22 protein-coding genes are annotated in these 25,167 nt (G+C 48.9%); 12 read left to right on the top strand and 10 right to left on the bottom strand.

Going from position 1 to position 25,167, the window contains the following annotated elements:
* Positions 1–45 precede the first annotated feature (45 nt).
* Positions 46–474 (top strand): hypothetical protein, encoded by a 429-nt coding sequence (locus ACTJJJ_RS14320; RefSeq protein ID WP_426293065.1) that lies wholly within the window; start codon positions 46–48, stop codon positions 472–474.
* 60 nt (positions 475–534) lie between these two features.
* Here ACTJJJ_RS14320 and ACTJJJ_RS14315 read toward each other — a convergent pair whose 3' ends face one another.
* On the bottom strand, positions 535–2,226 hold the full coding sequence (locus ACTJJJ_RS14315) for an amino acid permease (protein WP_188934051.1): 1,692 nt from the start codon (positions 2,224–2,226) through the stop codon (positions 535–537).
* A 197-nt stretch (positions 2,227–2,423) separates the two neighbouring features.
* On the opposite strand from ACTJJJ_RS14315, the gene ACTJJJ_RS14310 reads away from it, so the two are divergent.
* The 3 genes from ACTJJJ_RS14310 (at position 2,424) to ACTJJJ_RS14300 (ending at position 5,832) form a co-directional block, all read left to right on the top strand.
* Complete coding sequence (locus ACTJJJ_RS14310; protein WP_440702141.1) at positions 2,424–3,209, top strand: phosphatidylinositol-specific phospholipase C/glycerophosphodiester phosphodiesterase family protein; 786 nt, start codon at positions 2,424–2,426, stop codon at positions 3,207–3,209.
* Positions 3,210–3,317: 108 nt separating this feature from the next.
* Positions 3,318–4,655, top strand: a complete 1,338-nt coding sequence (gene eat, locus ACTJJJ_RS14305) for an ethanolamine permease (protein ID WP_440702140.1) — start codon at positions 3,318–3,320, stop codon at positions 4,653–4,655.
* Positions 4,656–5,097: 442 nt separating this feature from the next.
* Complete coding sequence (locus ACTJJJ_RS14300; protein ID WP_188934057.1) at positions 5,098–5,832, top strand: LytR/AlgR family response regulator transcription factor; 735 nt, start codon at positions 5,098–5,100, stop codon at positions 5,830–5,832.
* A 430-nt stretch (positions 5,833–6,262) separates the two neighbouring features.
* Here the strand turns inward: ACTJJJ_RS14300 and ACTJJJ_RS14295 are convergent, their stop codons facing one another.
* The 5 genes from ACTJJJ_RS14295 to greA all read right to left on the bottom strand — a co-directional run bounded on the left by ACTJJJ_RS14295 (position 6,263) and on the right by greA (position 10,766).
* Positions 6,263–7,525 carry an exo-beta-N-acetylmuramidase NamZ family protein gene (locus ACTJJJ_RS14295; RefSeq protein ID WP_188934059.1) on the bottom strand — a complete coding sequence of 421 codons (1,263 nt, stop codon included), beginning with the start codon at positions 7,523–7,525 and terminating at the stop codon, positions 6,263–6,265.
* Positions 7,526–7,562: 37 nt separating this feature from the next.
* On the bottom strand, positions 7,563–8,615 hold the full coding sequence (locus tag ACTJJJ_RS14290; RefSeq protein WP_440702139.1) for a PA0069 family radical SAM protein: 1,053 nt from the start codon (positions 8,613–8,615) through the stop codon (positions 7,563–7,565).
* A gap of 139 nt (positions 8,616–8,754) precedes the next feature.
* Positions 8,755–9,825, bottom strand: a complete 1,071-nt coding sequence (locus tag ACTJJJ_RS14285) for a M42 family metallopeptidase (RefSeq protein WP_440702138.1) — start codon at positions 9,823–9,825, stop codon at positions 8,755–8,757.
* Between the two features lie 34 nt (positions 9,826–9,859).
* Entirely contained in the window at positions 9,860–10,183 is a 324-nt protein-coding gene (locus tag ACTJJJ_RS14280; RefSeq protein ID WP_188934065.1) for a hypothetical protein, read from the bottom strand.
* 97 nt (positions 10,184–10,280) lie between these two features.
* The gene (greA, locus tag ACTJJJ_RS14275; RefSeq protein WP_188934067.1) at positions 10,281–10,766 is read right to left on the bottom strand and encodes a transcription elongation factor GreA; all 486 of its coding nucleotides are present in this window, start codon (positions 10,764–10,766) and stop codon (positions 10,281–10,283) included.
* A 258-nt stretch (positions 10,767–11,024) separates the two neighbouring features.
* Here greA and fmt point away from each other — a divergent pair, with 258 nt between their 5' ends.
* The 3 genes from fmt to ACTJJJ_RS14260 are packed head-to-tail and all read left to right on the top strand — an operon-like array spanning position 11,025 to position 13,572.
* Positions 11,025–11,918, top strand: a complete 894-nt coding sequence (gene fmt, locus ACTJJJ_RS14270) for a methionyl-tRNA formyltransferase (RefSeq protein WP_440702651.1) — start codon at positions 11,025–11,027, stop codon at positions 11,916–11,918.
* Between the two features lie 9 nt (positions 11,919–11,927).
* Positions 11,928–12,428, top strand: a complete 501-nt coding sequence (locus tag ACTJJJ_RS14265; RefSeq protein ID WP_440702137.1) for a dihydrofolate reductase — start codon at positions 11,928–11,930, stop codon at positions 12,426–12,428.
* A 52-nt stretch (positions 12,429–12,480) separates the two neighbouring features.
* Positions 12,481–13,572: an alpha/beta hydrolase gene (locus ACTJJJ_RS14260; protein WP_440702136.1), complete on the top strand. Its 1,092-nt coding sequence runs from the start codon at positions 12,481–12,483 to the stop codon at positions 13,570–13,572.
* Between the two features lie 60 nt (positions 13,573–13,632).
* Here the strand turns inward: ACTJJJ_RS14260 and hslU are convergent, their stop codons facing one another.
* Complete coding sequence (hslU, locus tag ACTJJJ_RS14255; RefSeq protein ID WP_188934078.1) at positions 13,633–15,024, bottom strand: ATP-dependent protease ATPase subunit HslU; 1,392 nt, start codon at positions 15,022–15,024, stop codon at positions 13,633–13,635.
* 271 nt (positions 15,025–15,295) lie between these two features.
* Here hslU and ACTJJJ_RS14250 point away from each other — a divergent pair, with 271 nt between their 5' ends.
* From ACTJJJ_RS14250 to ACTJJJ_RS14240, 3 genes are all read left to right on the top strand, one after another.
* A complete protein-coding gene (locus ACTJJJ_RS14250) occupies positions 15,296–17,572 on the top strand; it encodes a GH92 family glycosyl hydrolase (RefSeq protein ID WP_440702135.1) in 2,277 nt (758 codons plus the stop codon).
* Between the two features lie 47 nt (positions 17,573–17,619).
* Positions 17,620–18,030 (top strand): c-type cytochrome, encoded by a 411-nt coding sequence (locus ACTJJJ_RS14245; protein ID WP_188934082.1) that lies wholly within the window; start codon positions 17,620–17,622, stop codon positions 18,028–18,030.
* Positions 18,031–18,221: 191 nt separating this feature from the next.
* Positions 18,222–20,597 (top strand): TonB-dependent siderophore receptor, encoded by a 2,376-nt coding sequence (locus ACTJJJ_RS14240; protein WP_440702134.1) that lies wholly within the window; start codon positions 18,222–18,224, stop codon positions 20,595–20,597.
* Positions 20,598–20,666: 69 nt separating this feature from the next.
* Here the strand turns inward: ACTJJJ_RS14240 and ACTJJJ_RS14235 are convergent, their stop codons facing one another.
* Both ACTJJJ_RS14235 and ACTJJJ_RS14230 read right to left on the bottom strand, forming a co-directional pair.
* A complete protein-coding gene (locus ACTJJJ_RS14235) occupies positions 20,667–22,127 on the bottom strand; it encodes a gluconokinase (RefSeq protein WP_188934086.1) in 1,461 nt (486 codons plus the stop codon).
* A 98-nt stretch (positions 22,128–22,225) separates the two neighbouring features.
* Complete coding sequence (locus ACTJJJ_RS14230) at positions 22,226–22,594, bottom strand: hypothetical protein (protein WP_188934088.1); 369 nt, start codon at positions 22,592–22,594, stop codon at positions 22,226–22,228.
* 386 nt (positions 22,595–22,980) lie between these two features.
* Here ACTJJJ_RS14230 and ACTJJJ_RS14225 point away from each other — a divergent pair, with 386 nt between their 5' ends.
* Positions 22,981–23,166: a hypothetical protein gene (locus ACTJJJ_RS14225; RefSeq protein ID WP_188934090.1), complete on the top strand. Its 186-nt coding sequence runs from the start codon at positions 22,981–22,983 to the stop codon at positions 23,164–23,166.
* Positions 23,167–23,194: 28 nt separating this feature from the next.
* On the opposite strand, the gene ACTJJJ_RS14220 is transcribed toward ACTJJJ_RS14225, so the two are convergent.
* The gene (locus ACTJJJ_RS14220) at positions 23,195–24,424 is read right to left on the bottom strand and encodes a metallophosphoesterase family protein (protein ID WP_440702133.1); all 1,230 of its coding nucleotides are present in this window, start codon (positions 24,422–24,424) and stop codon (positions 23,195–23,197) included.
* Between the two features lie 214 nt (positions 24,425–24,638).
* On the opposite strand from ACTJJJ_RS14220, the gene ACTJJJ_RS14215 reads away from it, so the two are divergent.
* A complete protein-coding gene (locus ACTJJJ_RS14215; protein WP_426293056.1) occupies positions 24,639–25,151 on the top strand; it encodes a DinB family protein in 513 nt (170 codons plus the stop codon).
* The last annotated feature ends 16 nt before the right edge of the window (positions 25,152–25,167 follow it).

The raw sequence follows: 25,167 nt of genomic DNA, 5'->3' as shown, positions 1-25,167 counted from the left end.
TCCCCACCACCCTGTTGTCCTGCAACAAACCTAAATGAGAACCCGATGAAAAAGTTTGTATTCGTACTCCTGGCCACCATAGCGGTGGCCTGCAAAAGTACCGGTGTGGATAAGAAAGAGCAAGGTATTCAATACAAAGAAACTGTCACACTGAATGACGTTCCAAAGGCTACGCTGACGTTTTTTGAAGTGGAAGACAGCCGTTGCCCGGAAGGTGTGACATGCATTTGGGGCGGCCGGGCGGCAGTTGACCTCCTGCTTGCGGGCGTTACCACCGAGGGGGGAATTAAAGAACACGTCAAAATGTGCCTGGGGACCTGTGACGCCTCAACAGGCTCGGATACGCTGGAAAAGACATTTGCCGGAGAAAAATACAGGCTTGTGCTCGCCGCCGTCAATCCTTACCCGAAGTTCGGTGATTCGACCAGGACCAAAGACAAGTATTCGATACAGCTTAAAATTGAGAAAAAATAGCCAGGCGGCCAAGTGATAACCTAAGCAATCAATGCGAGAAAGGGAAGCCAGCCAGCTTCCCTATTTTTGTGCCAGTTTACTCTGTTTATATCCATAGCTAAAATAGATCACCAAACCGATCGCCAGCCAGATCACAAATATCAGCCAGTTGGAGGCGCCGAGTTCAGTCATCAGATACAAATTGGTCAGGATTCCGGCCACGGGGAGTGCGGAAAAATTATGCTGATAACTCAATATCGAAAGCGTACACCAGGTGATCCAGAAAATAATCGTGAGTAACTTATGTTCGATAATTTCAGTAAAGCTGAGCATTCTCCATTCAAGAATTATCCCTTGCCCGTAAGTCAGGATTCCCAGTATCGCCAGAAAGAACAAGATACCCACCAGGTATTTCCCATTAATATAAGGCACGCGGAATTTGGAACGTGCGGAAATGCCTTTATGGTCGAGGTAAAGCACACCGCCACACACGAGGATGAATGCAAAGAAAGTCCCAACGCTCGTCAGGTCGACGAAGAAATCCATTTTGAAAAACAATGCAGGAATACCTACGACAAAACCGGTTACAATTGTTGCGAAAGAAGGCGTCTGATACTTAGGGTGGATTTTGGCGAAACGTTTCCATAGCAGGCCATCGCGGCTCATGGTCATCCAGATCCTCGGCTGGCCCAATTGATAAACCAGCAGTGCACTGGTGATGGCGATCACAGAGCTTACCGATATAACGCCGGCCATAAAATCCAGGCCATTCTTTTGGAATACAAATGCCAGCGGGTCGCTCACTTTCAGTTCGGTATAATTCACCATTCCGGTCAGCACGAGCGTGATCAATACATATAATACGGTACAAATGACCAGGCAATAAATCATCGCTTTGGGCATATCCTGCTGCGGGTTACGGCATTCCTCGGCAGTCGTTGAAATTGAATCAAAGCCAATGAACGCGAAGAACACGGCAGCGACGCCACTCAGTACGCCTTTCACGCCGTTAGGGGCAAATGGGGACCAGTTTTCAGGTTTTACATAAAATGCGCCTGCCAGGATTACGAGTAACACGACTGCCACTTTCAACACCACCATGATATTGCTGGCCGTCCGCGATTCGCGTATCCCGATGTAAACCAATGCGGTAATGAGCAGGGTCACCAAACCAGCGGGCAGGTTGAGCAAAATGTGAAAATCACCGATCATCGGGGCTGACTCATAGGCCGCCGCAGCAACACGCTCATAGTCCGACAATTGAGCCGCGCCCGAAACCTGCAATTTCTGAAAGGCTTCCCGCGCCGTTTCACCGTTGATCGTAAGCCAGCCCGGCAATGTAATGCCAAAACCTTTGAGCATGCTTACAAAGTACTCCGACCATGAAATGGCCACAACCATATTGGAAACGGCATATTCGAGGATAAGCGCCCAACCGATGATCCACGCGAACAACTCGCCGAAAGCCACGTACGCATAGGTATACGCACTACCTGAAACAGGCACCGTGCTGGCGAACTGCGCGTACGACAGCGCCGTGAATACGCATGCGATGGCCGTAAAAACAAAGAGCAGCGACACCGCCGGCCCGCCATTATAGCTCGCCAGACCAATGGTACTGAAAATCCCCGCGCCCACAATGGCTGCGATACCGAGCGACACCAGGTCGCGCACGCCCAGCACTTTGGCTAAGCCTCCCTCACTTCCCGAATGGGCATCTTTCAGAATCTGGTCAACAGTTTTTTTTCGGAAAAGAGGAGAATTCTGGCTCATGCAGGCGTCAATTATCAGGTATCAGTTTTTAATAAGTAAGGCTAAAAATAATGATATTCTAAAACGATCCGGGCATTGGCCGAAAATTTGTTCCTTTTATCCCAAAAAATCAGTAGAAAATTCTTCGATAGGGAAATCAAACAGGTAACGATTGCGTTATCGAACTAATCTCTTTACTCCGATCCATCTATTTGCCCATGAAAAAAATCACTACATTATTCATCAGCTTCATCCTATCCATTCAATTCATTGCTGCCCAGAGCGTTAAGTCTTATTCTACGGCCCAGGCACATTCCCACAATGACTATGAAAGGGTACGCCCGTTTACGGACGCTTATGAGCAGCAGTTCGGGTCGGTGGAGGCAGATATTTTCCTCGTCAACGACACTCTTTTTGTAGCCCATAACCTGAAAGACATCCGGCCCAATCGTACTTTTAAGGCATTATACCTTCTTCCCATTCTTGAAAAAACCGAACAGAATGGCGGGCGTATTTATTCTCAGGACAATATTCCGCTGCAATTGCTGATCGATCTCAAAACAGAAGGCGAACCCACACTGGCAGCGTTGATCAAGGTACTGGAACCGTATAAGAACATCTTTGCACCTGCCGGCAGTGTCAAAGTCGTCGTCAGCGGCAATGTCCCTGATCCGACGCTGTTCGAGCAATATCCGGACTTCATTTATTTCGACGGTCGTCCCGAAAACGCTTATACACCGGCGCAGATGGCACATGTAGGGCTGATCAGCCAGGCATTTCAAAAATATTCCAACTGGAACGGCGAAGGCCCTATTTTGGAGAAGGACAAAAAGAAGATCCAGAAAATGATCACCGAGGTACACGACAAGGGCAAAAAGGTGCGGATATGGGCCACACCCGACAATATCAACTCCTGGAAAACCATGATGGCCCTGGGCGTCGATTACCTCAATACCGACAAAGTCCGCGAACTCGGCGATTACCTTCGCACTGCTCCGAGGTAGTTTTACAAAACAAAATACCGCCCAAGATATTTTTTCAATAGTATCAAATGGCTTTGGGAGAGTTATAGACTATATTGTACTGCCATCAATTAGTCTAACCTGTCCTTCATGTCTGCCGAACAAACCGCCACGCTTAAAAAAGTCCTCAAACCGATCCACCTCTGGGCCATAGCCGTCGGGCTTGTCATTTCAGGCGAATATTTTGGCTGGAATTACGGATGGGGCGTGTCCGGAACCGTTGGCTTTCTCATTGCAACGCTGGTCGTGACGGTCATGTATGTGACGTTTATTTTCAGCTTCACCGAGCTAACGACTTCCATTCCGCAAGCAGGCGGGCCGTTTTCCTATTCCTACCGGGCATTTGGCTGGTGGGGCGGCCTTATAGCAGGCTATGCCACGTTGGTGGAATTTTTGGTAACGCCGCCGGCCATCGCATTCGCGTTGGGCAGCTATACCCATTTTTTGTATCCCAATTTGCAGGTACTGGAAGTCGCGTTCGCTTGCTATGCCATATTCATCCTGATCAACCTGCTTGGAATTAAAGAATCGGCCACTTTTTCACTCGTGGTCACTGTGCTGGCGGTAGTGGAGCTATTGATTTACATCGGCATTGTTGCGCCTCATTTTTCGTATGAGACATTTGTTTCGGAACCGATGCCTTTCGGCTGGGCGGGTGTCTTCGCCGCATTGCCTTTCGCGATCTGGTTCTACCTGGCGATCGAGGGCGTGGCAATGGTTGCAGAAGAGGTAGAAGATCCGAAAAAGACCATTTCACGCGGCTACATTTACGGCATCCTCACGTTGGTGGTGCTCGCACTTGCCGTGATGGTATTCACCGGCGGCGTTGCGCCATGGCAGCAACTCAGCCACATCGACTACCCCCTTCCGGCTGCGCTCGGTATCGTGCTCGGACGTGACAGCGGGCTCACCCAGCTCTTCGCCAGCCTGGGCCTTTTTGGTCTTATCGCCTCCTTTCACGGTACAATTATCGGCTATTCCCGACAAATCTACGCCCTCGCGCGCGAAGGTTACCTGCCTTCGTTCCTTGGAAATGTGAATGCCCGGTTTCAGACGCCGCACTGGGCGCTTCTCGCGGGAGGTATCGCGGGTTGCCTGGCATTGTCGCTCGGTACGACCGACCAGGTGATCATTCTCGCTGCATTAGGCGCGGTGGTAATGTACATCATCAGCATGGTGGCGTTGTTTGCTTTAAGAAATAAAGAACCTGAGCTCGAAAGACCCTTTAAGGTCCCGGCATTCCCCTACTTTCCGGCCATTGCCCTCGCGATTTCCGTGCTCTGCCTGATTGCGATCGTATATTACAACTGGAAACTTAGCCTCTGGTTCTTTGGCGGACTGGCGGTTATCGCAATGCTCTTCGGGCTGACAGGTCGCCACAAAAGCCTGGAAACCGTGCAACGCCCGGAGGAACAGCGTCAAGCGTAGTCCGAAAAAACAGCGTGTCCGGTGTAAACAGCTATTCTCCACCGGTTTTCGCTTCACCCATCAACAGGCTTTTGGTCGTAAAATGTGTTGCATTCAACAACCCGAAAAACTCCCGAACCACGGTAATTAGAGAATCTAATTATGCAAATATTTAGTTAAATAGACCAAACTTAAAAATTTGGTTTTGTTGAGCCTCATAATAAAACTATTACTACAAACTAACAATCCCTTGTGCAATAAGGCATTTTGCTTTTATTTTAAAGGCGGGATGTGTAAACGGCGGTATCTGATGGATAATTCGATATATTCGGCCAATCCAACGTTATAATTAATTCGTATATTATCCTATTATTTGTACACTAACGGCTCTTTAACCGCGGCTGCTTCAAAACGTAAACCTTTACATTCACATTAAGGCAGGCAAAGGCTGGCTATATCAAAGATGAATATTCTAATCGTTGAAGACGACTTTATCATTGCGAAACATCTCCAATTTTTGCTTAATGGTTTTGGCTACCAGGCAAATGATATTGCGACCGATTACACGACAGCCACTGAACTACTCGACAGCAAGGTTTTTCACCTGGCTCTTCTGGATATCAACCTCAATGGTTATCAAACGGGTATCGACCTGGCGCATTACATACGGGAGAATTTCAAAATCCCTTTTCTGTTTCTCTCGGCCCACGACGACATTGCGGTAGTCAATGCGGCATTGCAGGCTGCACCACACGCATTTTTACAAAAGCCTTTTCAAAAAATCACGGTATATACGGCTGTGAAGCTGGCGCTGAAGAATTACCGCCTGGCCGCGCTCGCTGGTGAAACTACCTCGGAGGAGAAGGAAGACACGACGGTCATCACCGACGCGCTTTTTATCAAGGAAAAGCACATGTTCACCAAAATCATGCTCACGGACATCCTATATATCCGCAGCGATGACAACTACCTGGAGCTCCACACGACAAAGAAAAAATATACCATCCGCGAAACGCTGAAAAACATGCTTCAGCAGCTTCCGACCAACTATTTTTTCCGCGTACACAAGTCGTTTATCATCAATCTCAACGCCATTACGGCCATAGACTATGTACACGTGATGATCAACGACATTGAAATCCCGATCACGAATGATAACCGGACTGAGCTCCTCAGTCGAATAAAAACATTCTCCTGATTTTTTGTATTATCAGAAGAAAAAACGGTTACTTACGATTTACAGGATTTCACCCCAAGAAACTTATACTTCACCCCTTTGATTTGTAGAGGAGTTACATGCGAAGTAATTTTATAGCACGTAAACACCCTCTTCTATTATTTCATATATACTTTACCCCGACAGAAGGCCTGGGCTTCAATAAATTTTAAGATTTTTATGAGGTCCAGGCATCTGTTTCACTACAAAAAACGTAATTAGGTCGATTGAGCATTTTTGGCATGATACTGAGCATTATGCACACATTTGTTTCTCAAACGCACACGGCACATACATATATAACCTAAACTAAATCGCTATCAGTTTTAATTAAATATCGTTGAGAATAATTAAACATCCCTGGGAAGTATCCCTGGGATGTTTTGTTTAAAATCTCCTGTATTTGAGCATTTTAAGGATAAATCATATACTTCTTTCGCATCTCCCTGAACTGGCCAAGTCCTGGCTCCCAGCTTTTCCGTATATCGTTTTCCGGTGTTCCGGCGATAATCTGCTTTTTGAGGTTTTCCGTTCCTGACAGCTTGTCAAAATTGCCCATTTGCTTGCTCTGGCTCATGTCGAAGAACTTCTCCTTGTCGGGATACGCCTTGTAGAGGTCTATCAGCCATTTCAGATTGAGCTTGCCACTTTTCCGGATTTCTTTCAGGTCATATTTCCGTAAATCGAGTCCGTAGCATTCCTGGTCCTGATGCAATGGCGTTTCGCTCATGCCTTTGATGCTGTGTGGTGTAAAGGAAAAGTCGTACTTACCTTTCAGCAACGGAGCTCCCAACACCGTGAAGGGCATGTAAGTACCACGCCCCTGGCTCAGAATGGTGCCTTCAAACAAGCAAATATGCGGGTACAGCATCACCGATTGCTGCGTATTGAGGTTCGGCGACGGCATCACGGGTAAAACGTAAGGCGTGTCATGCGTATAATCGGCCACTTTGATGATCTTCAACCTGCACTGCATTTTGTTAGGCAACCAACCCTCTCCGTTGATCATCTGCGCAAACTCGGCTATCGTGAGGCCATGCGAGATCGGTATTTTGTACATCCCGATTCCCGAACGCAGGTGATCTTCGAGGATCGGCCCGTCGACCAGGAAGCCGTTCGGGTTCGGGCGGTCAAGAATGAGCATTTCCTTGTTACTCTCCGCACATGCCTCCATTACGTGCCCGAGCGTGTTGATATACGTGTAAAAGCGCGCGCCCACGTCCTGGATGTCGAAGATCATAAGGTCAATGGCCGCCATTTGTTCTTTCGTGGGCTTTTTGAGCTTTCCATAAAGTGAAATGGCAGGGATACCGGTTTTCGGATCAACACTATCGTTCACCTTGTCGCCATTGCTGGCCGTGCCGCGGAAGCCGTGTTCCGGGCCGAAAATGGTAACGATATTCACCCCTAATGCAACCAGGCTGTCCACGATCGGTTTTGTACCAATGATAGAAGTCTGGTTGACTACTATACCGACCTTTTTACCTTTCAAATAATCAAGATATTGCGATACCTGGTCTGCACCGGTGGTCGGGCTTTTCGCTTTGAACAGATCTTCGGGCGCCGCGGAAAGCGAATCCGCCATCTCGGCGCTCTTTTGAGATGTCGAATTGACGCAGTTGCTGTTGACAGCTAATGCTGCGCTTAGGCCTACGGCCAATGCCAGTGTTTTCATGTGGTTGGGATTAGGACGACTAAAATAGGTTTTTTAGCTAAAACAACCGCATCTGCCCCGCCCGCATAAACTGGGAAGTATCCAAAGGCGGCAGTTCCCGTCCGGCCAGGTATTTCCTGCACGAATGGTCGTGCAACTGCCGGATGTGCTCCGCGAAGTTGCCTTCTCCTACCATCCTGATCCCAAACCGCGAATCGCTCACCACACCTCCATGGCATTCTTTGATCTGACTTAAAACCTTCGCCGCCCGGTCGGGGAAATGGTGGTGGATCCATTCGTCAAACAATGTCGAAATAGCGCCATTCAGCCGTACCACCGTGTAATGCGACCATAATGCCCCGTTTTCGGCAATCGCTTGTATCAGCGAAGGTATTTCCTGGTCGTTCAGCCCCGGGATGATCGGCGCCGTCATAACGCCCGTCGGAATACCCGCTTCGCTCAATGTTTTCAGCACCTGCAAACGCCTTTTACCGGTAACCGTCCGCGGCTCCAATGCGCTGCGCAATTCTTCATTCAGCGAAGTGATCGAAAGCGCCGCGTGCACGAGGTTGAGTTTCGCCATTTTTTCAAGAACGTCAAGATCGCGAAGTATCAATGCATTTTTGGTCAAAATGCTCACCGGGTTACGGTATCGCAGGCATATTTCCAGCAGCTGCCGCGTCAATCGGTATTTCTTTTCTCCCGGCTGATAACAATCCGTGTTACCGGAAATGTGAATCTGGTGCGGCACCCATTTCTTTGAATTAAACAGCTTTTCCAGTAATTGCGGTGCATTCTTTTTCACGACAATCTTAGTCTCGAAATCCAGCCCGGCCGAAAAGCCCCAATACTCGTGTGAGTTTCTTGCGTAGCAATAGATGCAACCATGCTCACAGCCCCGGTAAGGGTTAATGGAGTGAAAATTAGGTAAATCAGGACTGTCCGAAACGCTCATGAGCGTCTTGGATTCCTCTTCGATGAATTGTGTTTTGGGATTTACCTCGGGATCTTCCCACTGCTGCCAGTCTTCGGAGGTGTACTCGATCTCGTGTTTGAAGAATTTGTTGGGCGTGTTGATAGCTGCCCCGCGCCCGCGTGCCCGGTTGTCCATTGTTTTCCAGTAAGTTGATGAAGTTATGAAGTATGCTAACGAAGGTGTGTGTTGCTTTGTCAGGCTGAGCGCAGTCGAAGCCCATGCGATGACGTCGTCGCAAAGACCCTTCGACTACGCTCAGGGTGACATTAACGCATTACTTAATGTACCTGAAATCCTCGTCCCCTTTCAGCGACAGCAGCACGTCGTACATCAGTTGTATTACATTCTGCACGTCCTCCTTGGAAACCATTTCCACGGTGGTATGCATGTATTTTAATGGTAATGAGATCAACGCGGAAGCAATACCTTCTGTGGAGTAGGCAAATGAATCCGTATCCGTACCGGTCGACCGGCTAACCGCCTGGCGCTGGAAAGGAATGCTTTTCTCCTCAGCTACACGGATCAGCAGGTCGCGTACATTGTTCTGTACCGCCGGACCATAACATATCACCGGCCCGCTGCCGCACTTCAGGTCGCCCTGCTCCTTTTTGTTGTACATCGGCGACTGCGTGTCGTGCGTTACGTCCGTACAAATCGCAAGGTCAGGCTTCAAGCGGCGCGAAATCATTTCGGCACCGCGAAGGCCGATTTCCTCCTGCACCGCATTCACCACATATAATGTAAAAGGCAGCTTCACATTGTTCTCGTGCAGCTTACGCGCTACCTCCGCGATCATGTATCCGCCCATGCGGTTGTCGAGCGCGCGGCCGAGGTAATATTTACCGTTCAGTTCATCGAGGCCATCCGCGAATGTCACGACGGTACCCACGTGAATGCCCATTTCAATCACTTCCTCCTTTTTGGCAGCGCCCACATCGATGAAAAGCTCATGTACTTTGGGCACCTGGTCTTTGGCGGTATCGCGTACGTGGATCGCGGGCCAGCCAAAAACGCCTTTCACGACGCCTTTGGCCGTATGCAGGTTCACACGCATCGAAGGCGCGATAGCCGCATCCGAACCGCCGTTGCGGCGAACGTGGATGTAGCCGTCTTCGGAAATGTAGTTCACAAACCACGAAATCTCGTCGGAATGCGCTTCTATCACCACTTTGTAATCCTGGCCGGGACCGATAACCCCCACTGCCGTTCCATACACATCGATAATCTGTTCTTCAATATATGGCTTGATATAGTCGAGCCATATCTGCTGCCCCGTCGATTCGAAGCCGGTTGGCGAAGCATTATTCAGGTACTTATAAAGAAACTCTGTGCTCTGATCTGACATATTTTTAAATTAAATAACGACTGAAACTCCGTTCTTAAAGGTACTTCCACCAGGCCCAGAACCGTCGCCTCCGCAGATACCCGAGGTCGCGCTCGTGGGCGTAGGCCTCCTTTTCAAACGAAATATGAAGATAGGCTAAATAATGATTTCTGAATTGTACGAATCGGATTAAATATTCGACCAAATACCAGATATAAAAGATAACCAGCCCGAGTTCAAGCTGTTGCTTCAAATGAATGCGCTCATGATTGAGTAAATAACGCGAAGGCCCTTTTCGCTTCAATAAAATGAACGGAAACAACGCCATCCCGTCGACGCGGAGGGAGGGAACGGTAAGGAGGAAACCTTTGATGCGCATAGTGGTGTGGGGCTGAGGTTCATCACAAATCTCCACAAAAAAGTTGGGTTGCGAAATGATGTCATTCCGCAACCCAACCCATCAAATCTATAACTTATTATTCGCCGGTGAAACGGCTGATGTCGAGCACTTCAAACTCCATCATACCGGCAGGAACCTTGATTTCCGTTGTTTCTCCTACTTTTTTACCCAGCAACCCCTTGCCGATCGGCGAACCTACCGAGATTTTGCCTGTTTTCAGGTCCGCCTCTTCTTCCGATACCAATGTGTAGGTCACTTCCATTCCATTCTTACGGTTTTTGATCTTCACCTTCGAAAGAACTGAAACCTGAGAAGTGTCCATCGACGACTCGTCGATAACGCGTGCGTTGGACATGATTTCTTCCAGTTTGGCGATTTTCATTTCGTGCATACCCTGCGCGTCTTTCGCCGCATCGTACTCCGCATTTTCACTCAAATCACCTTTATCCCGCGCTTCTGCAATTTGTCGTGCAATCTCCGTGCGGCCTTTGGTTTTCATCTCATTCAGCTCGTTCCTCAGCTTGTTTAGTCCTTCTTCCGTATAGTATGAAATTTTAGCCATGACCTTTAATTTGTTTATAAGTCTTTTGATTTTTGAAATTTTTACATAAAAAAAAAAGAACGGCTCGAAGACCGCTCTACAGAGTAATGGAAACTCTCGTAGAAGGCTAGAAGACCTTTTCTTTTCGGTTGATATATGATTTTGTGTTCACCATAATTTTCTGTTAGGAACGACAAAATTAACAATATTTGTGAATGGTAGCACCATTTTTATCCAAAAGCGCCATCTGATATGTCAAATCCGCTGAGAATTATTTTCATGGGAACGCCCGAATTTGCGGTCCCGAGTTTACAAAGTCTGGTCGAAAGCAATTCTAATGTTGTGGCCGTCGTAACTGTTCCCGACAAGCCTGCGGGCCGGGGGCAGAAGCAAACGGCGTCACCTGTCAAAATATACGCGGAGTCGCAGGGTATCCCCGTTTTACAGCCTGAAAAGTTGAAAAACCCGGCCTTTCTGGAAGAGCTGAAATCGTACAACGCCGACCTGCAGGTGGTAGTGGCATTCCGGATGCTCCCCGAGGTAGTCTGGAGCATGCCATCGAAAGGCACATTCAACCTCCACAGCTCCCTACTGCCCCAGTATCGCGGCGCGGCGCCCATCAACTGGGCCGTCATCAATGGCGAAACCGAAACCGGAGTGACGACCTTTTTCATCGAAAAGGACATCGACACCGGCAAGATCATCTTCCAGGACAATGAGCCCATTTTCCCGGAAGACAATGCGGGCACATTATACGAGCGCCTCATGCGCAAAGGTGCGGACCTGGTCGTGAGAACCGTGCGCGCCATTCAGGAAGGCAGCTACCCGCAGGAGCCGCAATCCGAGCCCGAAGACATTAAAACCGCTCCAAAGATCTTTCGCGAGACCTGTGAGATCGACTGGAACAGGTCGGCAACCGAAATTCATAACTTCGTACGGGGCCTTTCGCCCTATCCGGCCGCCTGGACGACTTTGAACGGCCTTTCCTGTAAGGTTTTTAAAACAAAACCTATTGATTCAGAAGGCAATTCTGAACCGGGCGAATACCACAGCGACGGCAAATCCTACCTGCATTTCCGTACCGGCGATGGCTGGTTAGCCATCGAAGAGTTGCAAATTGAGGGAAAGAAGCGGATGGCGGTGGGGGATTTTTTGAGGGGATATAAATTGTAAATCAAACAAATGCACATTTCAATCATCGTAGCGGCAGCCGAAAACGGCGCTATCGGTAAGGATAATCAGCTACTCTGGCGACTGCCGGACGATCTTAAACGCTTTAAACAACTTACGCTAGGGCACCCGATGATCATGGGTCGAAAGACGTTCGAGTCGATCGGAAAACCGTTACCGGGGCGGACGTCCATTGTCGTCACGAGGAGCGCCGATTTTGCGTTTGAGGGCGTAATAGTCGCCCATTCATTGCAGGAAGCTTTGAAAAAGGCCGAAGAAATTGACGGAGAGGAAGTTTGCATTGTAGGCGGGGGCGAGATTTACAAACAGTCACAAACGGTTGCCACCCACATTTACCTCACCAAAGTTCATACCGAAATCGAGGGCGATACCTTTTTCGAAATCCTGGAACCCAATGCCTGGATTGAGGCGGGAAGAATCCTTCATGAGCCCGACGACCGTCATATTTTTCGATTTGAGTTTATAAATTATATTAAAAAAGCTGATAAATAAGTACTTTTGCCCCTCATAACCCGAAGTGACTCAATGAAAGTACCAGAGTAGAATGCAAGTAGAAGTTGACACCCTTACCATTGTATTAAGCACATTACCATTCGATAACCGTCCGGTTTTTGTCACTGGCAATTTTTGCAAGTGGCTCCCCGACCTGGAAGAATACCGCATGACGATGGTGAGCCCGGGCAATTACCGGTATCAATTCCCCGAAGACTCGGAATTACCCGATCCTATCGAATATAAATATACCCGTGGCGGCTGGAACCAGGTGGAGCTCGACCGCGCAGGTAAGCCTTACGGCAACCGCATTATCAAAGCCGGCGAAACGCTGGTAAAGGACAATGTAATCCGCTGGCAAACCGACATTTCGGCCAAAACCGACCTTTCCCCCATCGTTGAAACGGTTTCGGAAGCATTTGAAATCACGCAGTTCAGCCGTACCCGCCGCGTGCGCGTGCTGCTTCCACACGACTACTACGAAAATCCCGACCAGCACTACCCGGTACTTTACATGACCGACGGCCAGAACCTGCTTGGAGAAGGTTCCGAATATGGTAACTGGGAAATAGACAAAAGTCTCGCCACGCTGGCGAAGGAGCACAAGGCCGGCGTGATTGTAGTCGCGGTCGACCATGGCGAAGAGGACCGGGTGCAGGAGCTTTCTCCATACGACAACCCGAAGCTGGGCAAAGGGCACGGAGCCAAATTTCTCCAATTTATTTCAGGACCGCTCAAAACACATATTGATGCCAGGTACCGTACGAAAACCGACCGGCTCAACACGGGCATCGGAGGAAGTTCTGTCGGTGGCCTGCTAAGCATTTATGCAGCCCTGATGTTCCCGCAGACATTCGGAAAGTTCATGGTATTTTCACCGGCGCTGTGGATTTCGGAGAAAGTCCATTTCGATGCCGTCCATTTTTTCGAGCCGTTCGAAACCCGCATTTACCTTTACGCCGGCGGCAAAGAAGGCAGCCACATGATTCCGAACGTGACAAAGCTCCAAGAAACGCTGGAAACACAAAGCTTCGGTTACAGCCGCGTAAAAATCAAATCATCGATAGACGCCAAAGGCGAACACGCAGAAAAACAATGGAACAAAGAGTTTCCGAAAGCTTTTGAGTGGTTGTTTTTTGAGTGAAGGAAAAAAAAAGGGGAGAATGGACTTTCCTCCCCTTCCTCCATCCTCCCTTTCCTCCTTTTAAAGAATATACTGGCTCAAATCCCTGTTCTTCACCAGTGCCGACAGTCTGTCCAGCACCATTTCGGCGGTAATGGCGATGTGCGAACCGTCGCCGATGACGTCGGGGATATCAAACATAAAATCGTTGAGGAGTGAGCTCATGACAGTCTGAAGGCGGCGGGCACCAATATTTTCGACTTCGCTGTTTACTTCGAACGCAATGCGGGCAATCTCGCGTAATGCGCCGTCTTCAAATTCCAGCTCTACACCCTCGGACTCCATCATGGCGCTGTATTGCTTCGTCAATGCGTTTTTAGGCGCTTTCAGTATCTGGTAAAAATCACCTTCCGTAAGGCTGTTGAGCTCGACACGGATCGGAAAGCGTCCTTGCAGCTCGGGAATCAGGTCCGACGGTTTGGCGACGTGGAATGCGCCCGCAGCGATGAAGAGAATGTGATCGGTCTGGATCACGCCGTGTTTGGTATTGACAGCACTTCCTTCGACAATCGGCAGCAGGTCGCGCTGCACGCCTTCCCGGCTCACGTCCGGACCGCTTCCGCCGGAGCGGCTGGATGCGACCTTGTCGATCTCGTCGATGAAGATAATACCCAGGTTTTCAGCCTTTTGGATGGCTTCCAATTTTACCTCGTCCATATCGATCAGCTTGGAAGCTTCTTCGTCCAGAAGCAGTTTGCGCGCTTCCTCGACGGTCACTTTCCGCTTTTTACCCCGGCGTGGCATCATATTCCCGATCATCTCCTGAATATTCATCATCGAAACATCATCGACTGCCCCACCGATCATGCCCACATTAGGCATTTGGTTTTGCTGAATTTCAATCTCGATTTTGCGGCTGTCGAGCTCGCCGTTCCGTATCTTCTCGCGGAAGCGCTCGCGGGTACGCTGGTTGAGCTCGGCATCGCTCTGGGGCATTTCGTCGGAACCGTTTTCGGTTACCGGCTTTACCGGGCCCGACCCGTGAACAGGCGGAATCAGTGCATCAAGGATAATATCTTCCACAACCTGCTCGGCTTTGATCTTCACTTCTTCCTTTTTCTGTGTCCGTACCATGCCTACCGCCTGCTCCACAAGGTCGCGGACCATGCTTTCTACGTCGCGGCCCACGTAACCGACCTCCGTAAATTTGGAAGCTTCCACTTTCACGAACGGAGCATCGGCAATTTTCGCCAGCCGGCGGGCGATTTCCGTTTTACCGACACCCGTGGCTCCTATCATTAATATGTTGTTCGGGATAATTTCCCGTTGAATGTCCTCGGGACTGTTCATTCGCCTCCACCTATTCCGCAGTGCGATCGCCACATTGCGTTTCGCGTCATTTTGTCCGATGATATATTGGTCAAGCTCGAAAACGATCTGACGCGGTGTAAGACGGTTAAGATGTTCTGTCATTTTGATTGCTATGGGTTCAAAACCCGATTTACCCTACCACATTCTGAAAGAGTGCGATCCGTAGACCAGGAATTTATGTGTAAAGATTTTTTGAAGGCTGTCGGTCGCCTCCGTCCCCTAACGTTAAAAAGAACTATGCCGGTACAAAATGTCAGGAAACCTGCCGTTGGGAAATCTTTGGCCCCTTTACTTTTTGTTCTCTGCCCTTCGATTACTTTTGTCCCTGCATTTGCAATTCCCAGATCCAATATAAAAAAGAATTATCCCCAACATGAAAAAACTCCTGTCCTGCCTTTTTACCATCATTGCAGCAGTGCAATTATCCTACGGGCAAGGTACTGCTAATCTGGTCGATTACGTAAACCCGCTGATGGGTACGCAATCGAAATTCAGCCTGTCGGCCGGTAACACTTACCCGGCAATTGCCCTGCCCTGGGGAATGAACTTCTGGATGCCCCAAACCGGCAAAATGGGCGACGGATGGGCTTATATGTACGACTCCGAAAAGATCCGTGGCTTCAAACAAACCCACCAGCCCAGCCCGTGGATAAATGATTACGGCCAGTTCGCGATCATGCCGCTTACCGGTAAGCTGAAAATCGACGAAGAAAGCCGCGCAAGCTGGTTTTCGCACAAAGCAGAAACTGTCAAGCCGCATTATTATAAGGTATATCTGGCAGATTACGACGTTACGACCGAAATCGCGCCAACCGAACGCGCCGCGCAGTTCCGCATTACTTTTCCGAAAGCCGACACTTCATTTGTACTCCTGGACGCATTCGACAGAGGCTCTTATGTAAAAGTCCTTCCGAAAGAACGCAAGATCATTGGTTATACAACCAAAAACAGCGGCGGTGTACCGGCCAACTTCAAGAATTATTTTGTTTTGATTTTTGATAAACCATTCACATTCTCCTCCGCATTCCACGGCAAAACGCTTGCAAAAGACACCCTCGAACTAAGTGCGGCGCATGTGGGTGCGGTAGTTGGGTTTAAAACTAAAAGAGGCGAGCAGGTTAGTATCAAAGTAGCCTCATCCTTTATCAGCCCTGAACAAGCGGAACTGAACCTGCAACGCGAGCTGGGCAATGATTCTTTTGATGCTACCAAAGCGAAAGGTGAGCAGGCATGGAACACCGAGCTTTCACGCATTAAAGTTGAAGGTGACAATATAGATCAGATCCGTACATTCTACTCTTGCTTGTACCGCGTGCTGCTTTTCCCACGGAAGTTCTATGAAATGGATAAGGCCAACAAAGTAGTACATTATAGCCCTTATAATGGCGAGGTACGCCCGGGTTATATGTTCACCGACAACGGTTTCTGGGATACGTTCCGTGCAGTGTTCCCATTCTTCACGCTGATGTATCCGACGCTGAATTCGCACATTATGGAAGGCCTTGCCAATGCATACGACGAAAGCGGCTTCCTGCCCGAATGGGCTAGTCCCGGCCACCGCGATTGTATGATTGGCTCGAACTCTGCTTCGCTCATCGCCGATTCATATGTAAAAGGCATCCGCGGCTATGATATTAATAAACTGTATGAAGCGGTGATTAAAAACACAGAACATGCAGGACCAGTTAGCTCGGTAGGTCGTTTTGGCCATGAATATTACAACGAGCTGGGTTATGTTCCTTATGATGTAAAAATCAATGAGAATGCTGCCCGTACGCTCGAATATGCCTATGCCGATTTCTGTATCGCGCAATTGGGCAAGGAGCTTAAAAAGCCGCAGTCGGAAATCGATCTGTACCTGAAAAGAAGCCAGAACTATAAGAACCTGTTCGACCCCGAAACCAAATGGATGCGCGGCAAGAACAAGGATGGCAAGTTTCAGGCGCCATTCAATCCATTCAAATGGGGCGACGCATTTACGGAAGGCAACAGCATTCACTACACGTGGTCGGTGTTCCAGGATGTGAAAGGACTGATCAACCTCGTGGGAGGCCGTGAAGCATTTGTTCAAAAACTGGATACCGTTTTTACATTACCTCCCGTATTCGACGACAGCTATTATGGCTTCCCGATCCACGAAATCCGCGAAATGCAGATTATGAATATGGGTAACTACGCACACGGCAATCAGCCGATCCAGCACATGATTTACCTGTACAACTACGCGGGCGCGCCCGACAAAGCACAGTACTGGACGCGTCAGGTAATGAAAAGATTGTATCAGGCAACGCCCGATGGCTACTGCGGCGATGAAGATAATGGCCAGACTTCTGCCTGGTACGTATTCTCTTCGCTGGGCTTCTACCCTGTCACCCCAGGCACCACGCAATATGTAATCGGCTCGCCGCTGTTCAAAAAGGCGACGCTTACCATGGAAGACGGCAAGCAATTCACGGTCGAAGCGCCGGCCAGCAGTGATAGTAACCTGTACATCCAGGGTGCAAAGCTCAATGGAAAGTCGTACGACAAAACTTACCTCGAACACGGCGATATTCAGAAAGGTGGTACCGTGCAGTTCGACCTGACCGGCAAGCCTTCGAAAAGCTGGGGAACGAAACCGGAAGCGGTGCCTTTCTCGCTAACGAAGTAACCATAGTGCAAAGCAGGAGCTTCGCACTATCTTAACCAAACATCACCATGAAACTATTACTAACATTCCTCTCAGCCGCCATCTTCTGCGCCGCGATCCCGCGCATGCAGGACGATGAACTCGCGAAAAGCATCGAGCGAGGCAAAATGATTTACTCCGAAAACTGCATTTCCTGCCATATGGGCACGGGCGAAGGCATTACGGCCACATTCCCGCCGCTCGCAAAATCGGACTACCTGATGAAAACACCCGAAAATGCGATCCAGGCAATCAAGTTCGGGCTGATCGGGAAGGTTACGGTCAATGGCGTATCCTACGACAACATGATGCCCGAACCCGGCCTGGCCAACGAGCAAATCGCCGATGTAATGAATTACATTATGAACTCGTGGGGCAATTCATCGGAGAAAAAGATGATCACTGTCAAAATGGTAGAAGCCGTAAAAGCAGCAGAATAGAAGACTTCCAGCTTGTCGAAGCATTGTGCAGCCGCGTTGTTCCAACGAACGATGCGGCTTTTTAATGGCTGACAGTCCTATGTAACAAGGCGTTGACTACTATTTTAAATAAATCTAAATAAAACCTTGCCTCCTAAAAATTCCTAACAGATATTTGCGGCTCGTTAACTATTTAGTCCAATTTTAGATAAATGAAAAGATTTTATATTTTCTTCCTATTCTTGCTGGCAAGCACTTTCGCATTTGCGCAAAACGGCAGAATATCAGGGCAGATACTGAGCTCGGACGGACAACCGGCAGAGCAAGTTTCAGTCGGAATTAAAGGGTCCGCCCGCGGTGCCGTAACAGACAATCAAGGAAAATTCACAATTGAGAGAGTTAAGCCAGGCAGCTACACATTACTCGTGAGCTTCGTAGGACTTGCTACTCAGGAAAAAGAACTGGAAGTAGCAGCCGGCGAAACAGTGAATGTTTCTTTCACCCTCACAGAAAGCGCCAACGAATTGCAGGAGGTGATCGTTAAAAGCGGGACTACCTACAAATCGGACCAGTTTTCATCCAGCATGAAACTCCTGACGCCGATCCTCGAAACTCCTCAGAACGTGCAGGTTGTCACCTCGAAAGTACTGGCCGACCAACAGGTAATCAGCATGAGCGATGGCTTGATCCGCAACGTCAGCGGGGCAGTCCGCCTCGAACACTGGGGCGATATGTATGCCAATATCAGCATGCGCGGCTCGCAAATCCAGGCATTCCGCAACGGTTTCAATGTAGTTAACTCCTATTGGGGGCCATTGACCGAAGATATGAGCTTTGTTGACCACATCGAATTCGTAAAAGGTCCGGCAGGCTTTATGCTCGCAAATGGCGACCCAAGTGGGTTGTACAATGTGGTTACCAAAAAACCTACCGGCCAAACCAAAGGAGAAGTTTCTTTCAACCTGGGCAGCTTCGGCCTCTACCGTGCAACCCTCGACCTCGATGGCAAACTGAGTAAGGATAGCAAATTCCTCTATCGCCTCAATGTCGCGGCCCAGAACAAAGGCTCCTTCCGTCCTTATGAATACAATAACCGTTACAGCATTGCCCCGGTAGTTTCTTACCAAATCGACGAAAAGACTAAGCTGACGGCTGAATACACATTGCAATATGCTAAAATGTCGAACGTAGGGTCATTCTACGTGTTTTCACCTGATGGCTATGGCACTTTGCCACGCGATTTCACGACAATGCCCCAAGGCCTCGCTCCTACAAAAATCAAAGACCAGAGCGTTTTCGTGAATTTACAGCACCATTTCAACGCTGACTGGAAACTGACCGCACAGGTAGGTTATTTCAATTACCAACTGAATGGCAGCAGCATGTGGCCGGATTCTATCAAACCGAACGGTCTCATGTACCGCGGCGTTGGCCTTTGGGATGCGAAAAGCGAAATGACGCTTGGACAGGTGTTTGTAAATGGTGATGTAAAAACCGGCGCTGTACGCCATCGTATTCTGGCTGGTATCGATGTGGGTAGCAAAAATTACTTCGCCGACTGGTCGCAGTCACACGCGCTTGACTCTTTGGGTGCTGAATTCGACCCTAGAAACCCTTATTACGGCACGCCGGTAATGGGTTACCCTAAGTTCGACCGCTCGATGAATCTCGAATCACGTGCGGCCGCAGGCGGTGGTTTGCAGAACCAGGACTACACAGGCATTTACCTGCAAGACGAACTGGGCTTCCTCGATAACAAGATCCGGCTGACTTTAGCCGGTCGGTACACTTATGTGAAACAATCGGCGTATGGTGGCCCGAACGACGAGGCGAAACACTTCACTCCGCGTGTGGGCCTGAGCGTCTCGTTGACTAAGAGTACCTCATTGTATGCATTATACGACCAGGCATTTATCCCACAATCCGGCCGTTTGGTGAGCGGTTCGGTCAAGCCGATCACGGGCAACAACACCGAATTTGGTGTAAAACGAGATTGGGCGGAAGGTCGCTGGAATACCACCCTCGCATTTTATCGGATCCTGAAAAACAACGAGCTGACGGGCGACCCCAACAGTGGCCCCAACTCGGGTTTGAGCATTGTTTTGGGACAGAAAAGAGCGCAAGGTGTTGAGTTCGACCTTCGCGGTACGATCGTGAACGGACTTAATCTGACTGCCAACTACGCCTACACGATTTCGGAAGTGACGAAAGTTGCGGAAGGCGTAACCGACGTGAAAGTGGGCGACCTGATTCCGGGCTATGCCAAACATACGACCAACGCCTGGTTGAGCTACAAAGTGCAGCACGGTTCATTGAAGAATGCCGGTATTTCGGCTGGTTTCACTTACCTGGCCGGCCGCGCTACTACCAACTGGTCGACCTCAAACAGCAGCCTAAACCAGCCCGATTACTTCAAACTGGACGGCGGCGTGTTCTGGGAGAAAAACAATATCCGTTTGACAGCCAACGTCTTTAATATTCTGGACAAATATCTGTACAGCGGTGGGTATTACGACTGGTTGAAATCCTACTACTGGCAGGCCGATCCTCCGAGAAACTATCGTTTGAGCGTTACTTATAAGTTTTAAAAAGATAGTTCAATACAAAAAAGGTTTCCCTCCGGAAGCCTTTTTTGTATACCAGCCCGGCACCGCGGGTTATACTGCACGGGCCATCATCAATTGGGCGCCCTTGCTGAACTTTCCAGCAAGCGCATCGTATTGCTCGTGCGTAGTTTTCTGAGGATCAAACTCCTGCCCTACCTGTGTAAATGCAGTCAGTTCCGAAAAATCCTTTACGATACCCAATGCTTTCAATCCCACCATCGCAGCTCCCACCGCGCCGGTTTCGACGGTTTCATTCAGTTTCACTGTTTTGCCAAACACGTCCGAAAGCATTTGTACCCAGATGTTGCTACGGGCGAAGCCTCCATTGGCATAAATGGTATCTATTTCCTGCATTTCCATGAGGATTTTACCAATGCTGTAAAGATTCAGCAAAATGCCTTCCATGACTGCCCGTGCAAAGTGCGCACGTGTATGCGTGATGTCGAGCCCGGTAAAGCCTCCGCGCACGGACGAACTCCACAGCGGTGCGCGCTCGCCAAGCAGATAAGGATAGAACAGGAGCCCCTCAGAACCAGGCTTAACGCCGCCGGCTGCTTTAAAAACTGCGTCGTATTCCTCTTTTTGGAAAAAAGTGTTCATCAGCCATTCGAAAATAACGGCTCCGTTATTCGACGGCCCTCCGATAATGTAGGTTTTCTCATCGAGCACGTAGCAGAATGTCTGCATTAGCGGATCAGAGAACGGCTTGCCGGAACATATCCTCACCGCCGCGCTGGTACCGATCGTGACTGCCATCGAGCCTGTCCTGATCGCGCCGCTGCCGAGGTTGGCCAGGCAGCCGTCGCTTGCGCCCATGATCAGCGGAGTGCCTTCCGGTAATTTCGCAGAATTGCCTTTCGGAATCTTAATAATATGGTAGGGAGATACGGCTTGGGGCAGCTTCTCTACTTTCAATCCCAATTTTTTCAATGTATATGCATCCCATTGCAGCTCGCGGATATTGAACATGCCGGTAGCCGAGGCAATGGAATAATCGACCAGGAATTTACCCGTGAGCCTGTATACGATGTACTCCTTCACACCTACAAACTTGCTCGCCTTCCGGTAGATATCGGGCTTATTCTTCCTCATCCACAACAATTTACACACCGGAGTCATCGCATGGATAGGCGTTCCGTTGTTGTTGTAAATCTTCCTACCTACCTGCGACGCCCGCAGTTTGATTGCTACATCGGCGCTGCGGTTATCGGCCCAAATGATCAGGTTTGTGAGCTGCTTTCCGTCTTTATCGAGCGCCAGCACGCCATGCATGGCCGCGCTGAAACTGATCCCGACCGGTGCACCGTGCCCCTTGCATTTCGCGGTTACCTTTTTCAGAGTTGTGCAGGCAGCCTGAAAAATCTCTTCCGGATCCTGCTCGCTCCAATCGGGCTGCGGATGCTGCATTTCATAACTTTCACTGTGGGAAGCGAGGATTGTTCCGGAAACGGTATCGAAGGCGACTGATTTGACGTTTGTTGTGCCGATATCACAACCGATAATATAGGGCATTGGCAAGTGTTTTAGAGGCAAACCCGCATTCCCACAAAGTAGAACTACGGCTTGTAATTACTAAAACAAAAGTATGGATTTTGGGATAACGAGCAAGCTTACAAGGACGTGGCCATACGCTGCGTTTTGGTAGCCACCACAAAAGACTGTACGAACTTTTCATTACCATCTGTTAATTCGAAGGTGTATTTGCCGTCTTTCATCACAGATAAATCGAAATTCTTGTGGTAGCGTTTGTAAACCAGTGTCTTTTCGGCGAAAATAATGTTCTGCTCTTCGTCCTTAATACGCACCAACACGCGGTCGGTTTTCGGGTATTTATAGCTGAGTTCGAATTGCATAGGTTTGACCTGCATCACATAAAAATCTGCGAAGTAGGCGTCGTGTTCGACATTTTTAACCATTTGCGCGGAAGCATTAAAGGCACCGAAAAGAAAGACGAATACAAAGGAGTAAAGGATTTTCATAGGAGTGAGGCATTAGGCTTATCGAAATATTTCTATTTTGTCAAATTATACATTTTTGAAATATAATTCCGCAGGTTGACGTCATAAAAATACTTTATATCGAAATACCTTTCAATAGCCAAATATACAGATACTTAAAAGTTATTCAAATAGCCATTTCCATTCTTAGCAGGATACCACAAAAATTCCCAGCACCATGCACTTTATTTAAATAGTACAATTTACTGTTGATACTCAGCGTAATGCATTGAATTTTTCAAATTTGGCTTCTATCCACCCGGCAAAGCAGATCTATGATATCAGGCTAAAAAATACAGGTGAATGCGAGAAACTTAACCCTGATTTATTATTTTCGCAGCATCGAAAGCTATTAATACATTCTGAATATGTCTGAAACATCACATACCGAGTCGACTTCGCTGCCACTCTTTGTTTATATCGCGGCGTTTATTATTCTTTTTACCATTCTGGCAGTGTTTGGCGACTTGTTCGTATTCATTCTCGGAACCATCGGTCTGGTAGTGACTTTCGCAGCGTTTTACAAAGACAACAGCCACGACGATCACCACTAACAACCGGCCCGTGAGGGCACGATTATATTCAGCGAACGGCCAGCTCAGGAAGGACATTCACGACTTCCCAATCGAGCTGGCCGTTTACTTTGTTTACGGTCCAGCTTTCTTCCATCACGCAGGTATCTTCCAGATCGCGGTACTCGGCGATGAGCTTCTCATTGCGCAGCACCACACGCACGAACCCATTGTAACCCAATGCCCGGCCTTTGATTTCCTTTCTGATCCGCGTGTCGTAATAATCGATCTTGTACAGTTCCCCGGCATCGGCCGGCCCTACCTCCACAGGAAGCCCGCCGTGCCCGATGCAGCGCCCGTAAGCCTGAGGCCCCTTGCCGTTCCGGTCGAACCGGTATGCAACCAGGCGGTGGTCATGGCCCCAGATCCAGATAACCGGCCTTTGCGCATCGCCCATGAGCGCTTGCAGTTGCTCTCCGGGGCGCGTATATTCCTCCCTGAATGCCGACAAGTAAGGATGGTGGCTTAGAAACACGATGCCACGCGTGTCCAGTGGATCCCCCAGTTTTACCACATCGCGCAGCCATGCCACCTGCTCCTTCCGCAAATGACAGTCCGGCGGAGATAAAATTTCAAAAAAAGGCCTTCCCACCGAAGTATAACCTGTATCGATGCCGATAATACGCCAATAATCGTTTTCCAAACAGAAAAAACCAGCCTGCTGCGTCCTGCGCACCTCGCCCACCTGCGCATACATCGCGGGAAGCAGCTGCTGAAAGAATGCATTGCCGTTGGAGTACATTTCATGGTTTCCCGAGAGCGCCAGACTGCCCGAGGCACCATAATACCAGGAAGCGTAAGGGGCAGTAAAGTTCTCCTCGACCTCCTTGGGCGTTCCAACAAAGTAAATATCTCCCATATGTACCGTATAGTCGGGTGCATGACGTGCAACGAGGTTGGCCACCGCGTCGGATTCGGCCGTGTCGCTTGCCCAATCCGAAAGCAATGCGATGCTGATCTCCTCCCTCGATGCAACGGAAGATTGCAACGGGTAAATACCGGTGTCGTCATTTCGCGGATAGGCCTGATACGGGTGCCGCCCACCAAACCGGCTGCGGAGGTAATGCCAGGCAAAACCGATCAGATTGGTTTTGAAAAATTCGGAAATGGCATTGGTGACCGAAGACGTCTGCTGCACCCGCTTTTCATACAGTTCGAGCTGGGTTTTCGCATGGTTCTCTGCTTCACTGTGGCCTAGATCAAGGTATTTTTGTGCGCGTTCTTCCGAGCTTCCGGGCATAGCAGTCCTTTGTGTAAATGGGTGTGGGTGGTAAATAAAATAATAACCGACTTAACCTCAACTATCGCAGGACGATTTTCTGAAAGTCAGGCAAAATACAATGTCACCGATCGATACATTACCGTTGCTTAAATATTTGATTACCAAGTTGACAATCGCATTCCTTACCATTACCTTTCGCGAAAATATATCAACCACCAAACACAAAAATCGAATGAAAAGAATCGCTATTATCTGTATGCTTTTAGTGGCGGGCAAATTCGCATCCGCACAAACCATGGTTGACAAACAGGTCAAAGACTGGGAACGCGCGAAAGCTTACACCAAGGAATACCTGGATGCAATGCCGGAAGACGGATACGCATTGAAACCTACGCCTGAAATCCGCTCGTTCGCTCAGCAGATGGACCACATCGGCGATGCCAATTACGCATTTATTTCGGCTGCTACCGGCAAGGCAAAACCCGACGGTTCTCTTGAAAAAATGGCTGACCAATCCAAAACAGCCGTCAGCAAAGCAGTTCTGGACAGTTACGACTACGTAATTGCATCTCTGAAAGGAATGACCGACGCCGATTTCGCGAAGGAAGTGAAGGTATTCGGTATGGACATGAAAGCCGGTACTGCCTTTGAAAAAGCATTTGAGCATCAGACCCACCACCGTGGACAATCTACGGTTTACATCCGTTTGAAAGGTGTAAAACCACCACAGGAGAAATTGTTCTAATCCAACAAAAAAGGGC

The organism is Dyadobacter sp. 22481, assembly GCF_052044875.1.
Lineage (GTDB): Bacteria > Bacteroidota > Bacteroidia > Cytophagales > Spirosomataceae > Dyadobacter > Dyadobacter endophyticus.
Note: the sequence above shows the minus strand (reverse complement) of the source record. Positions and strands in the feature narration are given on the sequence as shown.